This window comes from Bacillus sp. 1NLA3E (assembly GCF_000242895.2).
GTDB lineage: Bacteria > Bacillota > Bacilli > Bacillales > Cytobacillaceae > Bacillus_BU.
Genome location: NC_021171.1, coordinates 2,227,388 through 2,242,469, shown reverse-complemented (window position 1 = coordinate 2,242,469; position 15,082 = coordinate 2,227,388). Strand labels below are relative to the sequence as shown.

Here is a 15,082-nt window from a genome sequence, read left to right as displayed (position 1 = left end):
AGGAGGACCAAAATTGAATACAAGTGAAGTTGCGAAATTGTTGGGGGTTTCACCAAGTACCATTAAACGGTGGGTGAAACAGTTGGATTTGCCAATGGACCGAAATGAACGTGGCCACTATCAATTTAGCAATGAGGTTATCGAATATTTAAAAATTAATCAAGAAAACATCAACAATAGTCTTCAACCTAATGAGGTTGCGGCAGCTTCTGAAAAAAACATCAGATCAGGTATAATTTTACAACCTGGAAAGGATCCAAACCTTGAAAAACTCAGGACTAAAATAGTGGATCTAGAAAGAATTCTTGATGAGAAAGCAGACTCCGTTATCTCTTACCAACTTTTGCATCATCGTCGTGAAATTGAGGATCTTCAAAATTTAGTCACCACCCTAACCACTCAAGTACAAGAATTAACAATAGAACTTCAGAATCTTAAACAGACTCTTCCTAATGACCTCCCACTTGTTTTAGATCATCCACGAAAAATGACAAAAAGGAAAAATCTTATCAGCAGTATATTTGGTTTCTAAGAATCAGCACAACCTCTTGTTGCGCTGATTTTTTTATGTATTTTTTAAAAAATTTACCAATTTAATAGAAATTAATGTAAAATAAAGCCAATAGAATGGTAACCTTCAGGAAATCACTCAATCTTATTGTGACAGTTTCAAAATTTTCACCAAAGAGGGATGACGCATGGAATGTGAAAAAAATAAGCAACTATCTGTTCTATTTTTGATCAGTATTGTGTATTTTGTGTTGATTTATTTAACGAATGATTCCTTGACCACTAATGGGGAATTACAAAAACCTACAGATAATAAAAACCCCTACAACGTACATAGAGTCCCTAACAAGAAAATGGCTATTACCTTATTAAACAAGGAACATATTCAGACATTCTCAGAAAATAGGAAAATTCTTGACCCAAGCTTAATCGACATAAAAAATACGAACGCGGTAATTCCTCCGCTTAATAATATAACATTCGAAACAAATCCAGTCATTACCCAACAAAATAAGGTGGTTTACTTAACCTTCGATGACGGTCCAAAGAATTCGTCCAATGACCTTCTTTCAATTTTGAATCAATATCAAGTTAAAGCGACCTTCTTTATGCTGGATGGGAACATTAAAAGATATCCAGATGCTGTAATCCGGATGATTCAATCCGGTCATAGTGTTGGTTTGCATGGAGTAACCCACAACAGAAGCCAATTTTATCAATCCTCCCAAACGGTTATTTCTGAAATGGACCAAACTAGGAACTCGCTTTTAGCGATAACAGGTATCGACACTCATTTTATTAGGACCCCGTTTGGTAGTGCTCCCGATATGACTGATGAGTATAAAAAGGCGGTAATTGACCACGGTTATTTAATGTGGGATTGGAATGTTGACAGTAAGGACTGGTATTACCGTGATCACCGTTTTGTAGATGCTGTGAAGGAACAAGTCGAAAAACAACGAAATCAGATGGCACCAATCGTTATTTTATTACATGACCAGGAAGAAACGGTAGCACAGATACCTGCTTTGCTGGACTATTTAATTAGTCAACATTATATTTTCAAAGCAATAGATGCCTCTATGCAGCCGATTCAATTTTAGATTAATTTCAAATTTATTATAGTTACCAAAACCAAAAGGGCATGGTTCCGGTATGACCCGTTCCCCTGCCCTTATGATTAAGGATGAGATTGCTAGCTTAGTTGCGATGAAATGATCCCAATACCTCTGTCGTTTCCGTAATATTGACAAAAGCATGTGGATCGATTTCATTAATGAATGACTTCACTTCTGACAACTGATAACGTGTAATCACCGTCATTAAGATTTTCCGTTTCTCGCCTGTATAAGCTCCCTCGCCCTCCATCATTGTAATTCCGCGGTATAAATTGGTCAGGAGCTTTTCCTTCATTTCTTCACCTTTATTGGTCACAATCATCAAGGTTAGCTTAATATGTTTTGTATGAATCGCATCAATTACTTTACCTGACGCGTAAATGCCGAGCATAGTATTCAATGCAGCATCCCAATTAAAAACAAAACCTGAGATAATCACCACTACACCATTTATGGCAGATAAAAAGCCACCAATCGGAAAATCTGCCTTTTTGGCTAGTAACATAGCAATAATATCAAACCCGCCTGTACATGCCGATGCCCGAAACACAAGGCCAATCCCGATTCCTGCTATAACTCCTCCAAATAAAGAGGAAAGAATCGGTTCTGATGTGAGCGCGGTTACTGGAATAAAATATAAACTAGCTGATAGGAAGACCACTGATAAAATCGTATAGCCAATAAACTTCTTGCCTAATTTGTACATTCCAATAATTAATAATGGTAGATTTAATAAAAAATTCAGGATCCCCGTATTCATTGGAGTAACAATCCCTAATAAAATCGCTATCCCACTAATACCAGCACTTAAAATATGATGTGGGACTAAAAAAAGGTTGTACGCTGCTCCAATAATGATTGATCCAATAATAATGATGAGAATCCTATACATAACTTCACTCCTAATGAATCACTTTCCTCATTATAGTGGAGATAGAAACAAATAGAAAAATAAAAGTTATTTCTGAAATTTTCTATTATTATCCTTTTCTCGGAAGGCTGTTTTCGTCAACTTTGTTGCTATTTTCCAAAAGAGAGGTGAGGTTGATTTCCGCTCCAGGATGCTCGCTTTCCGCGGGGCGGGCGGTGAGCCTCCTCGGCGCTTAAGCGCCTGTGGGGTCTCACCTGTCCCGCTGCTCCCGCAGGAGTCTCGCAGCTCCAATCAACTTCTTTATCCATGGTTTTATTTCCAAAAACCTAAAAAAAAACAACAATCTTTTAGAAAAGAGCCTTTCGGAAGGCTTAATTATATATGATTTTTATTTTTGAAACGGCTTCTTCAGCACGTTTACGAGCTTCTTCTACAGATTCAGCAGCGTTCAAAGCAACAGCCATCCGACGGCCTACTTTTGTTTCTGGTTTTCCAAATACCCTAACTTGTGTATTTGGGACAGTAAAGCTTTCCTCGATACCTGTGATTTGGTACGATTTGCTTTCTTCATTCGCTTTTACGGTACGGCTAGCACCAGGTGTGATAAGCTGTATTTGTGGAATGGGAAATCCTAAAATCGCCCGAACATGAAGGGCAAATTCTGAAAGATCTTGTGTTACTAAGGTAACCATGCCTGTATCATGTGGGCGCGGCGAAACTTCACTGAAATAGACGCCATCAGGTGTTAGGAATAATTCCACACCAAAAAGACCGTATCCTCCAAGGGCGTCGGTAATCTTTTTCGCCACTTCTTGTGCATCAGTGATTTGTTTTTCAGTCATTTGATGTGGTTGCCAAGATTCGACATAATCGCCATCCTTTTGAATATGTCCAATTGGCGCACAATAGCTAGTTCCGGAAACAGATCTGACGGTTAATAAAGTTATTTCAGAGTCAAAATGGATAAACTCCTCAACAATCACTCGTGTTTTCTTTCCTCTTCCGCCTTCCATTGCTTCTTTCCAGGAATTTTCGACATCAGCAAATGTTCTGCAAACCGTTTGTCCTTTTCCAGACGAACTCATAACGGGCTTTATGACACATGGGGTACCAATTGTTTGAACAGCCGCTTTTAATTCATCAAGAGAGTTAGCAAATTCATATTTTGCAGTTGGCAAACCAAGTTTTTCACTTGCTAAGCGTCTGATTCCTTCCCGATCCATTGTTAAATTAGCAGCCGTCGCAGTGGGGACAACCCGATATCCTTCTTTTTCTAATTCAATCAAGGTTTCTGTTGCAATCGCTTCAATTTCTGGTACAACTAAATCCGGTTTCTCTTGTTCGATTACACGGCGAAGCTCACTTCCATCCAACATGTCGATGCAATAGGAACGATGTGCTACCTGCATTGCCGGAGCCTTTTCATAACGGTCCACTGCAATTGTCTCAACCCCCAAGCGTTGAGCCTCGATGATGACCTCTTTTCCTAATTCACCTGAACCAAGTAGCATGATTTTTTTTGAATAATTACCATAGGGTGCTCCAACCATAAATAGCCCTCCTAAATGTCTGTTATTTGAACATAATAACTTACATTTTGGAATGTTTCAAGAATGAAAATCCACTTAAACACGAATATTAAAAAGTTTTCCCACTATAATAATTCGTATTTCTAATAGACTAAATTAAACGGTTTGATTTTCCATTTTTAGGGCTGTGTTAAATTAGAATGTTTATTTCCACTCCATGTGCTCGCTTTCCGCGGGGCGGGCGGTGAGCCTCCTCGGCGCTAACGCCTGCGGGGTCTCACCTGTCCCGCTGCTCCCGCAGGAGTCGAGCACCTTCCGCTCCAATCACATTGTGCCAAAAATCAACAATGAGCTTTAACACAGCCATTTTTATAAAAAAAAACTGTTCCCACTTAAATTTGGAAACAGCACTTTTTCATTATGATTCGCTTTTTGGAGAAAGTTCAGGTTGCGCATGCAATTTGACCTTTGGCCTCGATCTTTTAATAAAGAAGGCTAAAACCAACGCGACTACGGCAATCACTGTTGAAAAAATAAAGGAATCATTTATTCCTTCAATAGTCGACTGCTTTATGACTTGACCATAAATCAAAGTAGTTCCAAGTCTACTTCCCACAGCTTGAGGAAGGTGGGCTAAATAGGCAATCCCTTGACCTAGTACGTTAAAACGAGCCAACACCAAAATACCAAAGATGACATAACCCGTTATATATAAGGACATATGATCACCTACTTATGAATCCAAACTGTAACGTTCATGCCAGGTACTAGTTCCAATCCTTTATAACTTTCGATCGAAATTCTTATTGGAATTACTTGTGTTACCTTTAAATAATTACCTGTGCTATTATTGCTTGGCAACAAAGAAAAAGTTCCGGCAGTAGTTAAACCAATATTTTCCACCTTTCCTTTTAAAGTATTGTTAGGATAAGCATCGACATAAATACATAAATATCTACATTTTGACCAATTTCGATACCATTTAAATCTGTTTCTTCTATATTTGCTGTCACCCATAAATTGCTTAGATCGAACATTTGTGCTAACGGTGTACCAGCTGCGACAAAAGAGTCTTTTACCGAACCTGATTGAACAACTGTGCCATTGTTTGGAACAGTTACACTAATTTCCTGTGAACCACCTGCACCAGAACCAGCAGACATAATTGCGCCAATTTGATCATCTTTCCCGAAAGAGCTCCCCACGGTTCCAGTCCAATCAGATAACTTTCCACTGGCAGGAGCTACAATCGAAACTTGCTGTCCCATATTTGAGCATTATCAGTTGATAAGTAATTGATCGTGCGGTTGTAGTAAGAATAACCGGCAAAACCCCCACCCACCAATATAATAAGCAAGACAATGTTTAATAAAATTAATCTTTTGAATTCATCCTTGATTTTCCCCTTTTAAAGTTAGCTTTGATAATACAAGTTGGTGCAAACGAAAAAGTTCATCTATTTCTTCCTTAGATAGTTGCAATGTTTGGTGCTTCTAATAAAGGAGGTGACTTTTTATAGCTAACAAATCGTATAACAACATTAATTTTTGTTAACACTTTATCTTATTTCTTTTCTTATTCACTAAAAGTATTGGATGTTTCTGCCCTGTATTAGTCATGAAGAAATTTGGAATGCTAATGCTTGCATCAACTAATAAACTTATGGGGTGAAAAGGATGAAAAAAGGATGGACTGTTTTAGCTTTAACTGTTGTAATTTCAGGGTTGTCGGCATGCGGTGCAAATAATGCAGCCGATAATCGTAACGATACAGGTTTACAAACGAGGAAGGTTCGGGTCAATAATGTAAATAACGTCAATAATGTAAATCGTATAAATACAGGATTGAACGTTTCTACTCGGGCATCCAGAAATGTTGAAAGATTGAATGAGGTCGATCGTGCACATGTTATTATTTCCAATAATAACGCTTATGTTGCGGTGAGACTCGCTAATAATGGTATTAACAACAACACTAATGTCCCTGGGACTGGCGCTGGTATAACTGGCACTGGGAATCGTACTGGAATAAATGGAACAACTGGGACTGGCATTTCAGGTTCGGGGACTCGACCCGGGACTGGGATTGGGAATGGTTGGGGCACAACAGGTACTGGTACCACTGGTGTCGGACCTAATAGAACCAACATATCAGGTACAAATACTAATACTAGCATTGTCCCCCCTACCGGAACAAGTACTGGAACAAATAATTTAGGATACAATAATACAGGTGGAACAACCACGATGAACCGAGATGATGTTAATCGTGCTGGTGTTTTAGACACCAATCGTAACAATACCACTATTAACGGAACAAATGGAACCACCTATAGCAAAGTTGATACAGCCCTTGAAAAAAGAATCGCTAATCAAGTTAGAGCAACCGATAAAAATATTAATAAAGTATATGTTTCTGTCAACAATGACTTCTACAATAGAATGAATACTTATTCGAATGACATTCGTAGTGGAAATAACCGCAATGGAGTATTAAGAGATTTTAACAACACCGTTCGTGGAATGTTCAATAGATAAGAATTTATTCTTGACCGGACCAATTTGGTCCGGTCTTAAAAAACCTTCTTCCATATTAGACATCACAAATTTCCACAGAATTTAATCAAAATTTTTACTTTGACTTTCAACTTCATTTTTAATTTTCCTAATTTCTTGAATATCCTTTAACAGAACCAGTCCTATCGAAGAATCGGAATCCAATATCGCCTACTGCCCTAACTTCACGGAGATGATTTAAATCCTCTTCTTGCAAATAGCCAATTTTTTTAAGCGTAGATGCTTGATGGGGATTTCCAATCCCAATAAAAGCTGTATCCACACTTTTACTTTCTTCTAAGACAGCTTTAATATCTTCCATAGACATTAAGCGCTCTTTTAATTCCTCGATTTCCACGATTGCTGGAGCATAGAGATAAGAGCAAGTACAGTGCATTTTTTTCGCTAATTCATAGGCCAATTGATTAGTATGGATTTCAACATGATGCCTCCCTATCCCTCCTTCTAAAGGAATTACTTTCATGTCTATTCTCCGTTCAAACGGGTATTCCCGAACTAACTCAGTTAGTGTAGTTCCCCAAGAAATGCCCAATCGCCTACATTTTTTGTATTTTTTGAAACTTAATATGCACTACTGTCCGACAGCACGTTTAATCATTTCGGGTGTTATACCAAATATTATATTTGAGAATCACGAATTCAAGTTTATAATATTGGATACAGTGAAATTTACTTTATTGTTTATTTTTTATATATCTAAATTCATTGAGCTAATAACTTATACATTTAACTGGTTTTGGATAGAATTTTTAGCAGAATGGAGGTTTATTATTGAAGCGTTTTTTTCTTTTATTAATATTTTCGTTTTTTGCCTATATATCATGGCCATTATTAAATGACCATTTAGCTCATTCCGATTACGCACTAGTAATAAATAATATCAAGGCAGAAATAGATGGTCTAAAAGGCAATGCTGAGTATTCAGCTGCCATCGATTCCTTTTACGAGGAGATTCATCAATTATTAGTTGGACTGGATCAAACAATTGAAAAACAACCAAAAGAAATAAAAGCTGCCCCGAAGCAGATCAAGAAACCTAATCTAACAACTCCGACTCAGCAACAGTTCTCTGTCAATAATATTGAACTGGGTGACTTAAAAGAAAAGGTTGAAAGCACTGTTGGAACTGAAAAGCGGTCGTCCTACAATGAATATGGGATAAAATGGTACGCTTATCATGAAAACTACCAACATTTTTTCATGGTGGCATATGACCAGAACAATAAAGTGGTTGGATTGTATACGAACCAAGATTTAATTGCTTCCACTAAAGGAATAAAACGAGGAAGTGCGAAGGAATTTGTTAGGCAACAACTTGGTAATCCTCTTACAAAAATTGAAAAAGGAAATATTTATTACCAATTTAAGGGCGATCAGGACAACGATCTCTTTTTAATTGATGGAAGTTATGTCACAATTTTTTATGATAAACATGAAAATAATACAGTAACCTCAATCCAAATGATCAGTGAAAAGCTTGAGAAAAATAAGCAAGATTTTTACGCAGAGGAAACTCCACAGTTAATTAAGGGCTTTGAGTACCAATTATTTGATTTAACCAATGCAGCACGGGTCAACCACGGACTGCAAATTCTTACCTGGAACGATCATGTGAAGGAAACAGCCAAGAAACATAGTATTGACATGGCAGAACACCATTATTTTGATCATAATAATCTTCAGGGACAATCACCGTTTGACCGAATGCACCAAGATCATGTCGTATTTTCAGTAGCGGGAGAAAATCTCGCTTATGGTCAATTTAGCAGTGTTTTTGCCCATGAAGGGCTAATGAACTCTCAGGGACATAGGGATAATATTTTAAGATCTGAATTTGAATTTTTAGGAGTTGGCGTGGCATTTAATACTGAATCGCAGCCCTATTATACGGAGAATTTCTATACAAACTAAAATGGCGTTTCACTCCACCATTTACCGGTAAAATACATTCAAAGCACCACGCCAACCTAATAAAGGCGGTGTGAGCAGAGATAGACTTCACCTATTCCATGCGAAAAGCGTATATTTTTCACTCAAATAGGAGATACTGATTCGCTTTTGCGGCGCTCCGCCCCTTTTCCATACAAAATGAAAAAAAGTACGCTGGTGAAAAAAAGGAAAAGCTGAGAGATTCATTCGTGAATCAACACAGCTTTTCCTTTTTTTATAACAGTTTTAATATATTTTTGATGGCATGTGAGACGCCATCTTCATCATTACTTTTTGTCACAATCGTGGCTTGATCCTTTATTTCTTGTGGGGCATTAGCCATAGCCACGGATTTTGTTGCAACCTCAAATTGCGACAAATCATTACCACCATCGCCAAATGCGTATATTTCCTCAAAATTAAGCCCGTTTATTGTCCCATATCTTAACAGTGCTCTACCTTTATGAGCTTCCTTTGAAGTAATTTCAACGTTATTTGGAAATGATGAGGCCATGGAGATATCTTCAAAATGAGCCAACGCTTGTTTTACTCCCTCTACTTTTTCCAACTCACTATGATCTACCAAAGCGATAAGCTTATAGATTTTAAGATTATCTATTTTGAAAAGCGCTTCATAATCATAGTTATTGAATAGTTTTTCGAGTTCTTCCTTACCTTTATGGTGCAAAGGAGGTAAAGTTGACGGATATCCCCCTTGGTTCGTATAAATAAGAATGCCTACTTCTAATTCTTTCAATATCGAGAAAATCGGGGTGTAGATCGAACGTTCAAGCGTCGCTTCAAATAAAAATTCACCCGTTTTGGAGACCAAAATCGACCCATTGACACAAACAATTGGACAATTCAATTCTTTAATTTGAGGAACTTTAATGACATCACTAAATGCTCGTCCTGTATTGATGATGACTTCTATTCCTTTTTCCTGGAGTTTGATGATTGTTTCTTTACTTTCGGAGGTAATTTCACTATTTGAATTTAGTAACGTCCCATCTAAATCAAGCGACACACATTTCACTTTTCCACACACCTTAAATGTTTATTGTAAAAATATAATTCTTATTCTATTTTATCAAGTCCCTATCCGTCAAAAGAAAATAGCACTACCCTAATAAATAGAAATAGTACTTAGTAGAATATTGTCCTTGTTATTGAATTCGGAAATATTCACCCTTCATATCATCCCACATTAATTCGGAAACCGGAACAATTTTGATATTTTTGTTGTTAAAATTATCCATCGATTTAAAAACGCCATTTGAACAAATCTTCCCAGTAATACCGACATGGCCGATAGCAATTCCTCTTCCACTCTTCTCAGAAATTTTTGCTAGTCTGTTCATTTGTTTTGCTACATAGGAAGAGGAAGAAATATCATCTAGGAATACATCACTTTTTAAAACAGGTACACCTAATTCCTTTGCAATTTCCGGAAACTTTGTTTTCGGACTCGTACCACTGTCTACTATGTACAGTCTGTGTTCTTTCGCTACTTCAACAATGGCTCTCACAATTTCTTCATCCTCAATTGCTAAAGAACCCATATGATTGTTCAAACCTCTTGCATAAGGTACACTTTCAATCGCCTCATTCACCCTTTGTTTCACCTGAGCTTTTGTTAGATCTATTGTAATAGGTTTAGGCCCAAGCCACGATCTTTTTCCCTTTTTGGGTTGCATCGGCAAATGAACCATTACTTCTATTCCATTTTTGTGTGCCCATTTAGCATGCTCTTTTGATTTTTCCGTAAATGGCATTACAGCAGCCGTAATCTGGATACCGCCCTCTAAAAAATCCTTAACACCGCCAACACCACCACCAAAATCATCGATAATAATCGAGGCTTTTCGATCCTGTGCTTTTCCAAAATTCATAGGAATTACTAAACAAAAAACAATAATTGAAATCAAAAAAAGAGATACTCTCCTCATAATAATCCCCCCGAATGGCTGTTTTAGTTAATTTAACCTAACAGGCTTTAGAGAATGCATTCCTAATTTTTATTCAATGAAATGATTAACAAAAGTTGATAGGATAAAACCAATTTCACAGAGCACTCTATATTTTGTACACACACCACAAGGAGGAAATACCATGGGAAATCAAATCGATGTTAATAAATTAAAACAAGCAGAAGCTGCTTCCTCTCTCGCAAAGGATTCGATCACTCAAGCAATTGAACAATCTGCAGCTAATACAACTCTTGCCTCAGAGGCATTAAAGCAGGCAGCAACCGAAATTGCCCAAGCCCAAACTTGTATTAGCCAAGTACAATCCGAGCTTCAAACACAACAATCTTCAAGCGAAATTTAGAAAAGCGGGTACGACTGTTTTAAAATTAAAAAATAAAAGCCACCTCGTATTTGTCCTAAATAAGAGGTGGCTCAATGTTTATTGGTAAAAAAGATTATTTATGAATATACGCTAATACTTCTGATCGTTTGGTTGCGTCATCAACGAATATTCCACGAACTGCAGAAGTGACTGTTTTGGCACCTGGTTTGTTCACGCCACGCATAGTCATACACATATGTTCTGCTTCTACCACAACCATTACACCGTGTGGCTCAAGTGTTTCCATTAACGTATCGGCAACTGTGGATGTAATTCTTTCCTGCAATTGTGGGCGACGTGACACCGCTTCAACAGCACGGGCCAGCTTACTTAGTCCAGCAACCCTCCCATTTCTTGGGATATAGGCAACATGAGCTACTCCATAAAAAGGAACCAAATGATGTTCGCACATGGAGTAGAATGGAATATCTTTTACTAATACCAGTTCTTCGTGGTTTTCACTAAAAATAGTATCAAAGTATTCCTTTGGGTCAATGGTTAATCCAGCAAAAACTTCTTCATACATTTTAGCTACTCGTTTTGGTGTATCTAGGAGGCCTTCCCTGTTCGGGTCCTCTCCAACTGCTTCAAGTATTAAACGTATCCCTTCTTCAATTTGGGCACGATTGATGTTTGACATAATGCTTCCCCCTACGAATAAAAAATTGTTAATATTTATTTTTAAGATTGAGTTGATCTGCTCAACCCATCACCGTGTTTTTTAAACACCGCGTTTGTTCCCCCAAATAAACGTATGCAATTGTGGGAGGACCTTTACACTTCTTAGTTCATCATCCAACATTACTTTGTTTATCAGCCATTCATACTTTTCTAAAAGCTGATTGACAAGCTGATGATTGTCATCCGTTGTGATATCGTTATTTCCAACCTGAAAGAAAAAGGGAACTTTCGGATAGCGAAGATGGATCTTCTTAGCATACTCGTAGTCTCGATCATCAAAAATAACAACTTTCAAGCTAAAATGATGAGAAGAATCCGCAGTTTTAAGTTTTTTAATTATTGAATCAAGGACATCTAAATCGGTGACCATGCTTGAACTTGGTGGTTTTGGGGAAATCGTTAGTTCATCGATCTCATAAAACCAGTCCTGCCATTTACTTCCCTGAGTTTCTAACCCAATGGCTATATTTTTTTCTCTTAAAAGAGAAATCAATTCGCTTAAATTTTTTAACAACGCAGGGTTCCCACCGGAAATCGTTACAAAAGAAAAACCATCGCCCCCGAGAGACTTTAGTTCAGTCCAAATTTCTTCTGCTTCCATTTGTTTAATCATTTCTTTTCCAGTTCCATCCCATGTAAAAGAGGAATCACACCACGAACAAGAATAATCACATCCGGCGGTTCGGACAAACATCGTTTTTTGCCCAATAACCATCCCTTCACCCTGAATGGTTGGTCCGAATATTTCCATTATTGGTAGCTTACTCAACTTCCATCCACTCCCGTCTTGCTTCAGCATAGCTTGTAGGAGTTTCAAAGAGACGAACAAACTCAACTCTTGCCCCAATATACAGCTTCTGTCTATCTTCCTTACTAAGAGCTTCTTTCATCTTTTCATAAATCCAAACCACCATATTTTCTGCAGTAGTATTCATTAGCGGTAAGGTTTCATTTAAATAGCGGTGGTCGAGATAAATTTCAATGTCACTTTTCCAAATATCCTTTAAATCCCCAAAGTCCATCATTAAGCCACGAACATCTGGGTAACCGCTAATCCCGAAGACAACTCTATAAGTGTGGCCGTGAAGATTCATACATTTCCCGTCATAGGCATGCAAATGATGAGCAGCATCAAACGTAAATTCTTTGCTGATCATAACACGTTTAGAGTGGTATTTTAATTGATCGTGACGGATATCTTCATCTATTTTTTGGAGCTTATCGACTATCCGAAAACCGTACATGTATTATCGCTCCTTCCGATCCTTCAAGTAATCCTCAAGGCCTCTTTGGCGTAGTTTACAGGCAGGACATTCCCCGCATCCATCCGCTATAATTCCGTTATAGCAGGTTAATGTTTTTTCCCGAACAAAGTCAAAAGCGCCAAGTTCATCGGCCATTTGCCACGTTTCGGCTTTATTTAACCACATTAAAGGAGTATGAATAACAAATTGATAATCCATAGATAAATTCAATGTCACATTTAGCGATTTAATAAATACATCTCGACAATCAGGATAACCACTAAAGTCTGTTTCACATACACCCGTTATGATGTGCTTAGCACCAATCTGTCTTGCTAGTACGCCAGCAAACGACATGAATAATAAATTGCGGCCTGGAACGAAGGTTGATGGCAACTCGCCATCTTCCCCTTCCTTCACCTCAATGTCATCCCTTGTCAAAGCATTTGGTGCTAGTTGATTTAAAAGTGCCATATCTAATATATGATGTTTAATACCTAACTCATTTGTAATATTTTTAGCACAGTCAATTTCACTTTTGTGTCTTTGATTATAATCGAATGTAACGGCTTCTATTTCTTTAAATTGTTTCATTGCCCAAAATAAACACGTCGTACTATCTTGGCCTCCACTAAAAACAACAACAGCCTTATCATTTTTCATTTTCATTGCTCCTTCATACAGACAAACTTTTGCGCCGCCCCGTACCTTTTCAAAAACAAAAAAAACAGAACCACTAAGAAAGCAGTCCTGTTTTCCTTAGTTTTTTTGAGAGGGTAGCTAGAACCTCTTTATATATTTATGACATTAATATCGTAACATAATTTGAAACCAATTCATTATATCATAATACATGTCAATTCAGCACTTAGTAAAGAAGATTTTTTTGTATTTGGCTTTCACTCGAAATTTCAATCCTAACATGAAGTAAAAAAGCCAAATATCCCCCAAAAACAAAATTTCGTCAATATACTTCCGCTTCAACGGCTAAATCTCGCCGATTTTTCGGCAAATAGCTTAATAAATTACGGGATAACCCCTTAATGTAAACGCTTTATATCTTGGCATGGTTTTTGCATTATTAATCAGTGAATAAAAAAAAGGGGTTGTTAGCATGATTAATCGTGAAAATCTAGGTAGTTCTGTTGTGGTAAGTCAGGAAACAAGATTGATGAAGGCGGCAGTAATAAATGAATTTCACCAACAGTTGGAAATTAAGGATGTCCCCGTACCTGAGTTAGCATATGGGGAAATTCTTGTAAAAATCAAAGCATGCGGAGTCTGCCATACTGACCTCCACGCTGCACATGGGGATTGGCCAGTGAAACCAAAGCTTCCTCTCATCCCTGGTCATGAGGGAGTTGGGATCGTTGAAGCAATAGCTGAAGGTGTAAGCTCTATTAAAGTTGGAGACCGTGTCGGTGTTCCATGGCTTTATTCAGCCTGTGGTGAGTGTGAATATTGTCTAACTGGCCGTGAAACGTTGTGCCCAGATCAAATAAATGCTGGATATTCCGTCGATGGAGGCTATGCAGAATATTGTAAAGCACCAGCTAACTATGTAGTGAAAATTCCAGATGGTCTTGATTTTCATGAAGTTTCACCAATTTTCTGTGCGGGTGTCACTACCTACAAGGCATTAAAGGTATCGGAGGCCAAGCCTGGGGATTGGGTGGCTATATATGGAATCGGCGGCTTAGGACATGTGGCTCTTCAATATGCAAAAGCAATGGGTTTCAACGTTATCGCTGTTGATATTCAAGATGATAAGCTAGAATTAGCCAAACAACTAGGGGCCGATATATCGGTCAACGGGTTAAGAGTGAACCCAATTGAGGAAATCAAAGCACAAGTAGGCGGAGTTCAAGCAGCAGTTAGTGTTGCTGTTACGAAAAAGGCATTTGAACAAGCATACGGCTCAGTAAAAAGAGGCGGTACACTAGTTGTAGTTGGCCTTCCAAATGCTGATTTGCCAATTCCAATTTTTGATACAGTTCTAAATGGTATCACAGTGAAAGGTTCTATTGTTGGTACTAGAAAAGATTTACAGGAAGCGATTGAGTTTGCCGCTCAAGGAAAAGTTCGTACAAATATCGAAGTCCAGCCACTAAATAATATTAATGAAGTCTTTGATCGTATGGAAAAAGGATACATTAACGGACGGGTTGTATTAACTTTGGAATAAAGATTTTTTCACTTTGATTTTTTTAGGAACATAAAACATCAACAAGGGTACGGAATCACCTACAATTCCGTACCCTTGTTTTATGGA

General features: G+C 37.8%; 16 protein-coding genes, 1 pseudogene and 1 riboswitch. Of the genes and pseudogenes, 6 read left to right on the top strand and 11 right to left on the bottom strand.

Features of this window, described 5'->3' with window-relative positions:
- Positions 1 to 13 precede the first annotated feature (13 nt).
- Together B1NLA3E_RS10720 and B1NLA3E_RS10715 are read left to right on the top strand one after the other, a co-directional pair.
- Positions 14 to 532, top strand: coding sequence for a MerR family transcriptional regulator (locus B1NLA3E_RS10720; protein ID WP_015593864.1), 519 nt, complete (start codon positions 14 to 16; stop codon positions 530 to 532).
- A 166-nt stretch (positions 533 to 698) separates the two neighbouring features.
- Positions 699 to 1,613: a polysaccharide deacetylase family protein gene (locus B1NLA3E_RS10715; protein WP_015593863.1), complete on the top strand. Its 915-nt coding sequence runs from the start codon at positions 699 to 701 to the stop codon at positions 1,611 to 1,613.
- 97 nt (positions 1,614 to 1,710) lie between these two features.
- Here the strand turns inward: B1NLA3E_RS10715 and B1NLA3E_RS10710 are convergent, their stop codons facing one another.
- The 4 genes and pseudogenes from B1NLA3E_RS10710 to B1NLA3E_RS10695 all read right to left on the bottom strand — a co-directional run bounded on the left by B1NLA3E_RS10710 (position 1,711) and on the right by B1NLA3E_RS10695 (position 5,427).
- Positions 1,711 to 2,520 (bottom strand): YitT family protein, encoded by an 810-nt coding sequence (locus B1NLA3E_RS10710; protein WP_015593862.1) that lies wholly within the window; start codon positions 2,518 to 2,520, stop codon positions 1,711 to 1,713.
- A 350-nt stretch (positions 2,521 to 2,870) separates the two neighbouring features.
- Positions 2,871 to 4,049 (bottom strand): formate-dependent phosphoribosylglycinamide formyltransferase, encoded by a 1,179-nt coding sequence (gene purT / locus B1NLA3E_RS10705; RefSeq protein WP_015593861.1) that lies wholly within the window; start codon positions 4,047 to 4,049, stop codon positions 2,871 to 2,873.
- Between the two features lie 397 nt (positions 4,050 to 4,446).
- Positions 4,447 to 4,749, bottom strand: coding sequence for an EmrB/QacA subfamily drug resistance transporter (locus B1NLA3E_RS10700; RefSeq protein ID WP_015593860.1), 303 nt, complete (start codon positions 4,747 to 4,749; stop codon positions 4,447 to 4,449).
- 8 nt (positions 4,750 to 4,757) lie between these two features.
- Positions 4,758 to 5,427, bottom strand: a pseudogene (locus B1NLA3E_RS10695) (HlyD family secretion protein).
- Positions 5,428 to 5,704: 277 nt separating this feature from the next.
- Here B1NLA3E_RS10695 and B1NLA3E_RS23280 point away from each other — a divergent pair.
- Positions 5,705 to 6,565, top strand: a complete 861-nt coding sequence (locus B1NLA3E_RS23280) for a YhcN/YlaJ family sporulation lipoprotein (protein WP_015593858.1) — start codon at positions 5,705 to 5,707, stop codon at positions 6,563 to 6,565.
- Between the two features lie 127 nt (positions 6,566 to 6,692).
- Here the strand turns inward: B1NLA3E_RS23280 and B1NLA3E_RS10685 are convergent, their stop codons facing one another.
- Positions 6,693 to 7,136: a sugar-binding domain-containing protein gene (locus tag B1NLA3E_RS10685; RefSeq protein ID WP_236619629.1), complete on the bottom strand. Its 444-nt coding sequence runs from the start codon at positions 7,134 to 7,136 to the stop codon at positions 6,693 to 6,695.
- Between the two features lie 239 nt (positions 7,137 to 7,375).
- Between B1NLA3E_RS10685 and B1NLA3E_RS10680 the strand changes: the two genes are divergently transcribed.
- The gene (locus tag B1NLA3E_RS10680) at positions 7,376 to 8,515 is read left to right on the top strand and encodes a CAP domain-containing protein (RefSeq protein ID WP_015593856.1); all 1,140 of its coding nucleotides are present in this window, start codon (positions 7,376 to 7,378) and stop codon (positions 8,513 to 8,515) included.
- A 253-nt stretch (positions 8,516 to 8,768) separates the two neighbouring features.
- On the opposite strand, the gene B1NLA3E_RS10675 is transcribed toward B1NLA3E_RS10680, so the two are convergent.
- Complete coding sequence (locus tag B1NLA3E_RS10675; protein WP_041580458.1) at positions 8,769 to 9,569, bottom strand: Cof-type HAD-IIB family hydrolase; 801 nt, start codon at positions 9,567 to 9,569, stop codon at positions 8,769 to 8,771.
- Between the two features lie 130 nt (positions 9,570 to 9,699).
- Entirely contained in the window at positions 9,700 to 10,482 is a 783-nt protein-coding gene (locus B1NLA3E_RS10670; RefSeq protein WP_041580457.1) for a divergent polysaccharide deacetylase family protein, read from the bottom strand.
- 163 nt (positions 10,483 to 10,645) lie between these two features.
- On the opposite strand from B1NLA3E_RS10670, the gene B1NLA3E_RS10665 reads away from it, so the two are divergent.
- Positions 10,646 to 10,864, top strand: a complete 219-nt coding sequence (locus B1NLA3E_RS10665; RefSeq protein ID WP_015593853.1) for a hypothetical protein — start codon at positions 10,646 to 10,648, stop codon at positions 10,862 to 10,864.
- Positions 10,865 to 10,958: 94 nt separating this feature from the next.
- Here B1NLA3E_RS10665 and folE read toward each other — a convergent pair whose 3' ends face one another.
- The 4 genes from folE to queC all read right to left on the bottom strand — a co-directional run bounded on the left by folE (position 10,959) and on the right by queC (position 13,473).
- Entirely contained in the window at positions 10,959 to 11,525 is a 567-nt protein-coding gene (gene folE, locus B1NLA3E_RS10660; RefSeq protein ID WP_015593852.1) for a GTP cyclohydrolase I FolE, read from the bottom strand.
- 81 nt (positions 11,526 to 11,606) lie between these two features.
- A complete protein-coding gene (gene queE / locus B1NLA3E_RS10655; protein ID WP_015593851.1) occupies positions 11,607 to 12,335 on the bottom strand; it encodes a 7-carboxy-7-deazaguanine synthase QueE in 729 nt (242 codons plus the stop codon).
- Positions 12,328 to 12,810 (bottom strand): 6-carboxytetrahydropterin synthase QueD, encoded by a 483-nt coding sequence (gene queD, locus B1NLA3E_RS10650; RefSeq protein ID WP_015593850.1) that lies wholly within the window; start codon positions 12,808 to 12,810, stop codon positions 12,328 to 12,330. The genes queE and queD overlap by 8 nt, the downstream gene beginning before the upstream one ends.
- Before the next feature lie 3 nt (positions 12,811 to 12,813).
- Complete coding sequence (queC, locus tag B1NLA3E_RS10645) at positions 12,814 to 13,473, bottom strand: 7-cyano-7-deazaguanine synthase QueC (protein ID WP_015593849.1); 660 nt, start codon at positions 13,471 to 13,473, stop codon at positions 12,814 to 12,816.
- A 90-nt stretch (positions 13,474 to 13,563) separates the two neighbouring features.
- A riboswitch (PreQ1 riboswitch) is annotated at positions 13,564 to 13,606 on the bottom strand.
- A gap of 375 nt (positions 13,607 to 13,981) precedes the next feature.
- Here queC and adhP point away from each other — a divergent pair.
- Positions 13,982 to 14,995, top strand: coding sequence for an alcohol dehydrogenase AdhP (gene adhP, locus B1NLA3E_RS10640; protein WP_015593848.1), 1,014 nt, complete (start codon positions 13,982 to 13,984; stop codon positions 14,993 to 14,995).
- The last annotated feature ends 87 nt before the right edge of the window (positions 14,996 to 15,082 follow it).